Raw genomic sequence first — 13,405 nt, forward strand, 5'->3', positions numbered from 1 at the left:
ATCTCTGATGGCACCAATACAGTTCAAGCGTCTGCCGACCTTACTGTAAATCCAGTTAACGACCTGCCAGTGCCTCAAGATCAACAGTTCTCTGTTGAAGAAGACGGTACTCTAATCTTCACGGATGCCGACCTACTAACAGGCGCAACGGACATTGAGGGTGACAACCTTACTGTTGAAGGTGTGACCTACGATGGCGGCGACGGTATCCTTACCGACAACGGCAATGGCACGTACACCTTTGCACCGAACGAGAACTTTAATGGTGATGTAAACTTCAGCTTCGATGTCTCTGACGGCACAGACACAGTCTCTGCCAACATCGACGTTAGCGTTACTGCAGTGGATGATGCGCCTGTATCAGGCGACCTCGCTTATTCAGTGGACGAAGACGGCTCTATCCGCTTGAGCCAAGAGCAGCTGCTGTCTCAAGCCTCGGATGTAGAGGGCGATGACTTAACAGCTAGCAGCCTAACGGTTGATGGTGATGCGACCGTTGTACAAAACGATGACGGCAGCTTCACGATTACACCGGATGAGAACTTTAATGGTGACATCGATATCAGCTTTGATATCTCTGATGGCACCAACACCGTTCAAGCGTCTGCTGACCTAACAGTTAACCCAGTTAACGACCTGCCAGTGCCTCAAGATCAACAATTCAGCGTTGAGGAAGACGGCACACTTATCTTCACTGATGCAGACCTGCTAACAGGCGCGACAGACATTGAGGGTGACAACCTGACCGTTGAAGAGGTCACCTATGATGGTGGCGACGGTATTCTTACTGACAACGGTAATGGTACTTACACCTTCGCACCAAACGAGAACTTCAATGGTGACGTAAACTTCAGCTTCGATGTCTCAGACGGCACTGACACAGTGTCTGCCAACATCGATGTCAGCGTTACTGCAGTGGATGATGCACCTGTATCAGGCGACCTAGCGTACTCAGTGGACGAAGATGGCTCTATCCGCTTAAGCCAAGAGCAGCTTCTATCTCAAGCTTCTGACGTAGAGGGTGACGACCTTACTGCAAGCGGCCTAACAGTGGATGGCGATGCGACCGTTGTACAAAACGATGACGGCAGCTTTACGATTACACCGGATGAGAACTTTAATGGAGATATCGACATCAGCTTCGATATCTCTGATGGCACTAACACGGTTCAAGCGTCTGCTGACCTAACAGTTAATCCAGTCAACGACCTGCCAGTCCCTCAAGACCAAGAGTTCAGTATTGAAGAAGATGGTACTTTGGTATTTACCGATGATGATCTTCTAGCGGGTGCAACTGATATCGAGGGGGATAACCTAACGGTCGAAGGCATTAGCTATGAAGGCACTGATGGCGTTCTGACTGATCATGGCGATGGCTCTTACAGCTTCGCACCAAACGAGAACTTCAACGGTGACGTAAACTTCAGCTTCGATGTATCGGATGGTACAGATACGGTATCAGCGAACATTGATGTCAGCGTGACTCCTGAAAACGATCCGCCAGTGGCAGGGTCTACGTCATACACGGTTAATGAAGATAACTCGATTACTATCTCTGATGCACAGCTGTTGGCAACATCTTCAGATATTGAAGGCGATGTTTCTATCGACAGTGTGACGTATTCAGGCAGTGACGGTGTATTGGAAATCAATGGTGATGGTACATACACATTCTCGCCAAATGAAAACTTTAGCGGCGAGATTGCACTTGATGTTGTGGTTGCCGATGAAGACGGCGCGACAGATGCAACAACGGCTGGGATCACCGTTCTAGAAGTAAATGATCCACCTGTAGCTGGTCCAACGTCGTACACAATTGATGAAGATTCAGTTCTAACATTCAGTGAATCACAAGTACTACTGAACGCTTCGGATGTGGAAGGCGATGTCGAGCTTGTTGGCATTAGCTATGAAGGCCCAGATGGCATCTTCTCTGTAAATGGCGACGGCACTTGTAGCTTCGCTCCGAATGAGAACTTCAATGGCCAAGTTCAGCTTGATGTCACCATTCGCGATGAAGACGGTGCAGAAGTAGAAACCGTTATCAACGTAGACGTATTGCCGATTAACGATGCTCCGGTGTCGGGTGATTTGGCTTATAACGTTAACGAAGATGGCTCGATTACGTTAAGCCAAGACCAACTATTGTCACAAGCATCTGATGTGGAAGGCGACGACCTAACGGCGAGTGACTTAACCGTTGATGGTAATGCAACCGTTACGGCTAATGACGACGGCAGCTTCACCATAACGCCTGATGCGAACTTTAATGGTGATATTGATATCCAATTCAATATCACTGATGGTACTGATACGGTTCAAGCTACTGCTGACCTAACCGTTAATCCAGTTAACGACTTACCAGTACCTCAAGATCAACAATTCACTATTGAAGAAGACGGCACGCTACAGTTCACCGACGCTGACCTGCTTACTGGTGCCACTGATATCGATGGAGATGACCTCACAGTAGAGGGTATCAGCTACACAGGCGGAGATGGTGTACTTACCGACCACGGTGATGGAACCTATACCTTCGCTCCTAACGAAAACTTCAATGGTGACGTGAACTTCAGCTTCGATGTATCTGACGGTACGGATACCGTGTCTGCAAACATTGATGTGAGTGTCACACCTGAGAACGATCCGCCAGTGGCAGGGTCTACTTCTTACATGGTGAATGAAGATAACGCCATCACGATTTCTGATGAGCAGCTATTAGTTAACTCTTCGGATGTGGAAGGTGCGGTGTCGGTAGATAGCGTTACATACTCTGGTACTGACGGTGTCTTCCAAGATAACGGTGATGGCAGTTATACCTTCCTTCCAAATGAGAACTTCAGTGGTGATATCAGCCTTGATGTGATTGTTGCTGATGAAGACGGTGCGATTGATGAAACAACGGCTGGAATCACGGTTCTAGAAGTGAATGATCCACCGGTTGCAGGACCAACATCTTACACCATTGATGAAGACTCGGTTCTAACCTTCAGTGAATCACAGATCCTTGCGAATGCTTCAGATGTTGAAGGTGATGTAGAACTCGTCGGCATTAATTACGAAGGCTCAGACGGTATATTCACTGTCAATGGTGATGGTACGTGCAGCTTTGCGCCGAACGAAAACTTCAATGGTCAAGTCCAGTTGGATGTGACTATTCAAGATGAAAACGGTGCGACGGTAGAAACTCATATCGATGTCGATGTGTTGCCAATCAACGATCCACCGGTATCAGGTGATTTGGCTTACACCATCAATGAAGACAGCTCAATCACGCTAAGCCAAGATCAGCTATTAGCACGAGCGGGTGATATTGATAGTGAAAACCTAGAAGCGATTAATCTATCAACAGATGAAAACGCGACTATTCAACAGAACGATGATGGTAGCTACACCATTACCCCTGATGCCGATTACAACGGCGACTTAGACCTAAGCTTCGATATTATCGATAACGACGGTGGTGAAGTTCAGGTCGGTCTAGATATCACAGTTAACCCTGTGAATGACTTACCACAGGCGCAAGATCAGCAGTTCACGATTGAAGAAGACGGAACACTACTGTTTACTGATGCCGACCTACTAGCAGGCGCATCCGATATTGATGGCGATGAGCTATCGATTGAAAACGTGCTTTACACAGGTGCTGATGGTGTTCTTACTGATAATGGAGACGGTACCTACAGCTTTGCACCAAATGAGAACTTCAATGGTGATGTTCAATTCTCATTCGATGTTTCTGATGGTACGGGCTCAACATCTGCGTTTATTGATGTGAGCGTAACGCCTGAGAATGACCCTCCAGTAGCGGGATCAACATCATACACAGTTCAAGAAGATGGGCAAATTACCATCAGTGACGAGCAACTATTAGCGAACTCTTCTGATGTGGAAGGGGATGTTGCACTATCTGGTGTGACATACTCTGGTGACGATGGTGAATTTGTTGATAACGGTGACGGTACATACACCTTTACTCCAAATGAAAACTTCAATGGTGATATTTCGCTAGACGTTGTTGTGGTGGACGAAGACGGCGCAACGGCAACCACCACAGCGGGTATTGATGTTATCGCGGTGAATGACGGGCCTGAAACGTCGGGTATCCAAGCTGAGGTCGATGAAGACAACGCGATTACCATCACTCAAGAGCAACTGCTTGCGAACGCAACTGATGTTGAAGGTGATGACTTAGTTGCTTCAAATCTACAGACTAATGACCCTGACGCAACGATTGTTGAGAATGAAGATGGTTCATTCACTATTACTCATACTGAGAACTTCAACGGCGAGTTGGATTTCACATACAGTGTGAGTGATGGCGAAAATGAAGTTCTGACCACTCTCGACCTTACTGTAAATCCAGTTAATGACGCGCCAGAAGCGGGCGAAGAGATCTTCATCCAAGCGGAAGAGGACCAAACCGTCGGTGTAACACTTCGTGAAGAGCCAGCTTTACGTCTAGATCAAGCACCAGAAAATGGCATCATTGAAGCAAATCTGGATGATGAGTGGGTAGTTCTGGAAGTTGGACAAGAGGTGCCAGCTGATACAGAAGTACGCTTTGTTCCAAGTGAAGAGGCTCTCGAAAACGGTACTCACACTACACAAATTGGTACCTTCGATGATAATGCGAGCGTAGATGATTGGGGTACAGAAGTAGACCCATACACTCGTGAGTTCTCAGATGGCGACCTAACCGTTACCGTGCAAAGTAACGATGATCCGCTTGGCGCTTGGAATGGTAATACTCATATCGGTCACGGTATTGGTGATACCGACCGTCAAGGCCTGAGTGGTGATGAGAAACTGACGATTTCCGTTGAAGGTCAAGATATCAATGAAATCAGTTTCCACTTAGATGGTTTGGGTGGCTGGTTCATGGAAGAGTCGCGTCACTTTACAGAGGTGGAAATTCGCGCCTTCAATGAAGATGGCGACATGATCGACTCGATGACTTACCACAAAGAAGACCGTGGTACGTTCGAGACAGATTACACACTAACGGTTGACCAACCAGTGTCTTACTTTGAACTGGGTACAATACAAGGTAACGGTACTTACGTTGTTCAGAACATGACAGTGTCACAAACTTGTCATGATGAAGCTGTGTTTACATCGATCGGCGTCGATGGTTCAGAAATCACTGAAACGGTTGAGTTAAACATCCATGCGGGTGATAACGAGATTGAACTAACGGCTGACCTTCCAAATATCACTATCGATACAGAAGGTTCTGCTCAGTTTGCGTCTGTTGTGATTACTGAAGAGCAGTTATTGGCTCAAGCATCAGACATCGATGGCGATGATCTTGATATTCAAAACCTAGAGCTAGTGGGTGAAAACTCAGAACACGCAACGCTGACAGATAATGGCGATGGTACTTGGACGGTAACACCGGATGAAAACTTCCACGGTGAAATCGAGCTAGGCTACCAAGTGAGCGACGGTGAGCTAACCGACGACAACATTATCAACATCAACTTCGAATCCGTGAATGATGCACCGATTGTGTCTGGCCCAATTGTTCTATCGACAGACGAAGATGTAGGCATCACGTTCAGTGCCGATGACTTGTTGGCGAACACGACTGACGTAGAGGGCGATACGCTGTCTATCTCTGACATCACTTACGGTGGTGATGATGGTGACTTAGTCGACAACGGTGACGGTACATTTACCTTCATGCCGAATGAAAACTTCAATGGTGAAATCGATATTGACTACAAAGTCTTCGATGGCACTGATGAAGTGGACACACACTTAGACTTAACCGTTGTCCCTGTTAACGATGTTCCAGTTCCGGGCGAGCCATTACACACCCAAATGCTTGAGAACGGCACGATTGTCATTGAGGCGAAAGACCTACTATCTGGCGCAACGGATGTGGATGGTGACATTCTACATGTCGAAAACCTACTGCTAGTAGACCAAACGCAAGGTACGTTGACCGATAACGGCGACAATACATTCACCTTCGAGCCAGCAGAGAACTTCTACGGCGAAGTTAACCTGACTTTCGATATCAGCGACGGCCAAGCGAGCGCACCTAGCACAGCGACAGTTGACGTTGAGATTGTGAATGAAGGCCCAGAGGTTAGTGGTCCGATTCAAGCGGCGGTTGATGAGGATGGCTCAATTACCATCACTCAAGAAGACCTACTAGCGAACGCGACCGATGCGGATGGCGATAACCTAGAAGCTGTTAATCTTTCAACGAACGATCCAAACGCTGTTATCGTAGAAAACGCAGACGGCAGCTTCACAATCACACCAAGCGAAGACTTCTTTGGTGAGATTGAGTTTACCTACGATGTGACCGATGCAATTGAAACAGTTGCAGCAGATCTCAACCTAACCGTTAACCCAGTCAACGACGCACCTGATGTACCGGACATGTCGTTCACCACGGAAGATGGTGAGGCGATTACCATTACTGAAGCTGAACTGCTTGCTCAAGCAACAGACATTGAAGGTGATGACTTATCTGTTGTTAATGTTACAAGCCAGAACGATAGCATTGAAGTGACAGACAATGGCGATGGAACTTATACGCTGACACCAGAGCAAGGCTTCTTCGGCAATGCAGACCTAACATTTGACGTGAGTGACGGCACCGATGTGGTTGGTGCGAACATCGACCTAAAAGTTGAGTTCGTCAATGACGCGCCAGAAGCAACGCCAACCGTAGCTAATGTCGATGAAGATGGTTCAATTCTAGTGACTCAAGAGATGTTACTAGAAAACGCGACCGATCAAGATGGTGATGAGTTGATTGCGACTTCATTAGCCACCAATGATCCGGATGCAAGTATCGTAGACAATGGCGATGGTACTTACACAGTTACGCCTTCTGAAAACTTCAATGGTGATATTGCATTCACTTATGAAGTGAGTGATGGGGAACTAAGTACCTCAAATGAGATGACATTGACTGTTAACCCAGTGAATGACATTCCGCTTGTCGCGCCAGGTTTATACAATATTGAGGAAGATGGCAGCATCCTATTCACTCAAGAAGATCTATTGAGTGGCGCGATTGATATTGATGGCGATGACCTAACCGTAACTAGCATCAACTACTCTGGCGACGAAGGTACAGTTACTGACAATGGTGACGGCACATTCAGCTTTGTTCCTGAAGAGCACTTCAGTGGTAACTTACAGTTCAGCTTTACGGTATCGGATGGTACAGATGAAGTAGAGCAAGATCTGTATGTGAATATCGAAGCAGTCGCAGATGCACCAGACCTAGTGATTACCGATGGAGATGGCGTTAACGTTGATGATCAAGCGATTCTGGTTGAGCCAGGCGGTATTGTTGAACTGAATATTGGCGCTGCGCTTGTCGACCAAGATTTATCAGAAACACTCACGGTTACGGTTGATGGTGTGCCAGAAGGCTCGGTTATTCAATACGATAACGAAGGCGTTCTGAATGACCAAGAAAACGGTATCACCAGTTACAATGACACAGAAATTACAGTAACGTTTGAAGGTGAAACTGCTGGTTTCCAAAATGCGGCCGGTTACTACAAAGTTGATGAAGACGGCAACATTACAGGCGTTGAAGTGGTGTATGAGAATGCATCACAAGTTGGCGGCGGTGGTGACCTAGTCCCTGGGCAAGATCAATTCAGCTTCCAAATTGAAGAAGGTGAAAGCTTCAACCTGTTCTTGATTCCAAATGGACATCAGACGAATAACTTTGATGCAATGCAGGACGGTCAATATGAATTCCGCGCTGCAGACGGCTCGCCAGCTAATATGGATACGGTTGATCCTCAGCTAGTATTCGTAGGTGCTGATGGTTCTGAAACCGTTATTCAAAGCCAATTCGGTGATGCTATTTTCCATGGTGGCTCAAGTTCAGAGTTGAACCAAGATGGTATCGAGCATACTCGTACGACTGTGAACGAAGATGGTGAACTGGTATATGGCTTTGAGGATCTGTATGGCGGTGGTGACGCTGACTATACCGATTTTAACTTCACTATTGATGTTGGTGAAGTGAACAGCCAAATCTACAGCGGTGAGATCGTTGTTGGCCCTGAAGGTTCCGTTTCTCTACCGACAACAGCGATTGAGCAAGAGCTGCAACTTCAATTACCGGAAGATTTCAATGAATCACTAGAAATTACGGTATCAGCAACCGCGACAGAACTATCCAATGGTGACTCGGAAACGGTTTCTCAAACGATTCATATCAATGCGACCGGTGCTCATATTGAGCATGCTCCTGAAGCACTGCCTGTTGCTGCGACTGTGGAAGAAGATGGTTCAATTATCATCACGCAAGAAGATCTGTTAGCTAACGCTCGTGACCTAGATGGCGACCAACTAACCGCACTTAACTTAGCCACTGATGATGAGAGTGTGACCATTACGGACAACGGTGATGGCACATACACATTAACACCAGATGCAGACTTCAACGGTGACGTTATGTTCACGTTTGATGTTTCCGATGGTGATGATGTCGTTTCTACTAACCTAGAGTTAACCGTTTCCCCAGTGAATGATGGCCCTGAAGCACAAGACCATGCATTTACAGTCGGCGAGGACGGTGTACTCACATTCAATGATGAAGATCTATTAACAGGTGCGACGGACATTGAAGGTGATGACCTCAGCGTAGAAGGTGTTACTTACACTGGTTCAGATGGTGTCCTAACCGATAATGGCGATGGTACCTACAGCTTTGCGCCAAACGAGAACTTCAATGGTGATGTGAACTTTACGTTTGATGTATCAGACGGCACCGATACGGTTACCGCGAATATTGATGTGAGCGTGACACCAGAGAACGATCCACCTGTTGCTGGCAGCACGTCATACACCGTACACGAAGATAACTCAATCACTATCAGTAATGAGCAGTTGCTTGCTAACTCTTCAGATATTGAAGGGGAAGTGGCGATTGATAGCGTGACTTACAGTGGCGGCGATGGTGTTCTGGAAATCAATGGTGATGGAACTTACACCTTCTCTCCAAACGAGAACTTCAACGGTGAAGTCAGCCTTGATGTTGTTGTCACCGATGAAGAGGGTGCCACTGAAGCAACTACTGCAGGTATTACGGTTCTAGAGGTGAATGACCCACCGGTTGCAGGTCCAACGTCATACACCATCGATGAAGATTCGGTACTGACATTCAGTGAGTCTCAAGTACTGCTTAACGCGTCAGATATTGAAGGTGATGTTGAGTTAGTTGAGATTAACTACGATGGCCCAGACGGTATCTTCTCAATCAATGGTGATGGCACTTGTAGCTTTGCACCGAATGAAAACTTCAACGGTCAAGTGCAATTGGATGTGACCATTCAAGATGAAGATGGTGCTCAAGTTGATACTTACATTACGGTTGATGTCTTACCAATCAATGACGTGCCTGTGTCGGGGGACTTGGCTTACAGCGTAGAAGAAGATGGCTCAATCACGCTAAGCCAAGAGCAGCTTCTGTCTCAAGCAAGTGACGTGGAAGGGGATGACCTTACTGCTTCTAACTTAATGGTTGATGGTGATGCGACTGTAACGGCGAACGACGACGGTAGCTTTACCATTGTTCCTGATGCGAACTTCAATGGTGATATTGACCTCACGTTCGACATCAATGACGGTACAGACACACTAGTTGCTACGGCAGACTTAACGGTTAACCCTGTTAATGACCTTCCTCAACCACAAGATCAAACCTTCAGTATTAGTGAAGATGGCACCTTAAACTTCACTGATGAAGACCTGCTTACGGGTGCTACTGACATTGATGGGGATGCCTTATCAGTTGAAGGTGTGAACTACACAGGCGCTGACGGTGTGCTTACCGACAATGGTGATGGTACATACAGCTTCGCGCCAAACGAGAACTTCAATGGTGACGTGAACTTCAGCTTCGATGTGTCAGATGGTACGGACACTGTTCAAGCCAGCATTGATGTAAGCGTGACTCCGGAGAACGATCCACCAGTTGCGGGCAGCACGTCTTACACGGTTCACGAAGACAACTCAATCACCATCAGTAACGAGCAGTTGCTTGCAAACTCTTCAGATATTGAAGGGGAAGTGGCGATTGATAGCGTGACTTACAGTGGTGCTGACGGTGTCTTTGAAGATAACGGCGATGGTACATACACCTTCTCTCCAAACGAGAACTTCAACGGCGAAGTTAGCCTTGATGTTGTTGTGACAGACGAGGATGGTGCAACCGACGCAACCACTGCTGGAATTACGGTACTTGAGGTTAACGATCCGCCAATCGCAGGGTCTACGAGCTACTCAGTAAATGAAGATGAAGTTATCACCATCAGTTCTGAGCAACTGTTGGCGAACTCTTCAGACATTGAAGGTGAAGTGGCGATTGATAGCGTTAACTACACTGGTTCAGACGGTATCTTCACTGATAATGGTGATGGAACATTCAGCTTCGCTCCAAACGCAAACTTTGATGGTGATGTCAGCCTTGATGTAGTCGTAACGGACGAAGATGGTGCAACGGCAACCACCACAGCAAGCATTGATGTTCTGCCTGTTAACGATGCGCCGGTATCGGGTGAGTTGGCATACAGTGTCGATGAAGATGGCTCGATTAACCTAAGCCAAGAGCAGTTACTTGCTCAAGCGGGGGACGTTGATGGTGACGACCTATCGGCATCTAACCTGACCGTTGACGGCAATGCGACAGTAACAGCAAACGATGATGGTAGCTTTACTATCACGCCAGATGCGAATTTCAATGGTGATATTGACCTCACGTTCGACATCAATGACGGTACAGACACACTAGTTGCTACGGCTGACTTAACGGTTAACCCTGTTAATGACTTGCCACAACCACAAGACCAAACCTTCAGCATTGGCGAAGACGGTATCTTGAACTTCACTGATGAAGACCTACTAACAGGTGCTACTGACATTGATGGGGATGCCCTATCAGTTGAAGGTGTGAACTACACGGGCGCTGACGGTGTGCTTACCGATAATGGTGACGGCACATACAGCTTCGCGCCAAACGAGAACTTCAATGGTGATGTAAACTTCAGCTTCGATGTGTCAGATGGTACGGACACTGTTCAAGCCAACATTGACGTAAGCGTGACACCGGAGAACGATCCACCAGTTGCGGGCAGCACGTCTTACACCGTTCATGAAGACAACTCAATCACTATCAGTAACGAACAGTTGCTTGCGAACTCTTCGGATATCGAAGGGGAAGTGGCGATTGATAGCGTGACTTACAGTGGTGCTGATGGTGTTCTGGAAATCAATGGTGATGGAACTTACACCTTCTCTCCAAACGAGAACTTCAACGGCGAAGTAAGCCTTGATATTGTTGTCACCGATGAAGATGGCGCAACGGAAGCAACTACCGCAGGTATCACCGTTCTAGAGGTGAATGATCCACCAGTTGCAGGTCCAACGTCATACACTATTGATGAAGATTCAGTACTGACATTCAGTGAATCTCAAGTACTGCTTAATGCGTCAGATATTGAAGGTGACGTTGAGCTTGTTGGGATTAACTACGATGGCCCAGATGGCATCTTCTCAATCAATGGGGATGGTACTTGTAGTTTCGCACCGAATGAAAACTTCAATGGCCAAGTGCAATTGGATGTGACCATTCAAGATGAAGATGGTGCTCAGGTTAATACTCACATCACGGTTGACGTTTTACCAATCAATGATGTACCTGTGTCGGGTGACTTGGCGTACAGCGTGGATGAAGATGGCTCAATCACTATCAGCCAAGACCAGTTGCTTGCTCAAGCAAGTGATGTGGAAGGGGATGACCTAACAGCAGCTAACTTAACTGTTGATGGTAATGCGACTGTTGAAGCGAATGACGATGGCTCATTCACCATCACACCAGATGCGAACTTCAATGGTGACATCGACCTCACGTTCGACATTAACGATGGTACAGACACATTAGTCGCTACGGCTGACTTAACGGTTAACCCTGTTAATGACCTGCCACAACCACAAGACCAAACTTTCAGTATTGGTGAAGATGGCATCTTGAACTTCACTGATGAAGATTTGCTAGCAGGTGCTACTGACATTGATGGGGATGACCTATCAGTTGAAGGTGTGAACTACACAGGCGCTGACGGTGTGCTTACCGACAATGGTGATGGTACATACAGCTTCGCGCCAAACGAGAACTTCAATGGTGACGTGAACTTCAGCTTCGATGTGTCAGATGGTACGGACACTGTTCAAGCCAACATTGATGTAAGCGTGACTCCGGAGAACGATCCACCAGTTGCGGGCAGCACGTCTTACACGGTTCATGAAGACAACTCAATCACCATCAGTAACGAGCAGTTGCTTGCGAACTCTTCAGATATTGAAGGGGAAGTGGCGATTGATAGTGTGACTTATAGTGGTGCTGATGGTGTATTTGAAGACAACGGCGATGGTACATACACCTTCTCTCCAAACGAGAACTTCAACGGCGAAGTCAGCCTTGACGTTGTTGTGACAGATGAAGATGGTGCTACTGACGCAACCACTGCTGGAATTACGGTACTTGAAGTTAACGATCCGCCAATCGCAGGGTCTACAAGCTACTCAGTGAATGAAGATGAAGTTATCACCATCAGTTCTGAGCAACTGCTGGCGAACTCTTCAGACATTGAAGGTGAAGTGGCGATTGATAGCGTTAACTACACCGGTTCAGACGGTATCTTCACTGATAATGGTGATGGAACATTCAGCTTCGCTCCAAACGCAAACTTCGACGGTGATGTGAGCCTTGATGTTGTCGTAACGGACGAAGATGGTGCAACGGCAACCACCACAGCAAGCATTGATGTTCTGCCTGTGAACGATGCTCCGGTTCAAGGCGAGCAGGCGTACACGGTAAACGAAGACGGCTCGATTACCATCAGCCAAGAGCAGCTTCTTGCGGGCTCAAGTGATGTTGAAGGGGATGACCTGACCGCAAGTAACCTGACAGTGGATGGTAATGCGACGGTTGAAGCGAATGAAGATGGTTCATTCACCATAACTCCAGATGCGAACTTCAACGGCGATATCGACATGCAGTTTGATATCACCGATGGTACTGACACCATTCAAGCAACCGGTGACTTGACGGTTAATCCTGTTAACGACCTACCGACTGCTGACGATGTAAATTACACCATCGAAGAGGATGGCTCACTAACCTTCACTGATGCAGATCTACTTGCTGGTGCTGCGGACATTGATGGTGATGACCTATCTATCGCTGATGTGTCTTACACGGGTGCAGAAGGTGTGTTCACGGACAACGGTGACGGTACCTACAGCTTCGCTCCGAATGAGAACTTCAATGGCGATGTGAATATTGGTTTCACAGTCTCTGACGGTACGGATACAGTTGATGCCAACATTGATGTGACAGTCACGGATGTGAATG

General features: G+C 47.1%; 1 protein-coding gene. It reads left to right on the top strand.

The features are described 5' to 3' along the window. Positions 1-13,405: tandem-95 repeat protein (locus KI655_RS23745; RefSeq protein ID WP_285409170.1), on the top strand; the 13,405-nt coding region annotated here is incomplete at both ends.

Source organism: Vibrio sp. D404a (assembly GCF_030248535.1).
Lineage (GTDB): Bacteria > Pseudomonadota > Gammaproteobacteria > Enterobacterales > Vibrionaceae > Vibrio.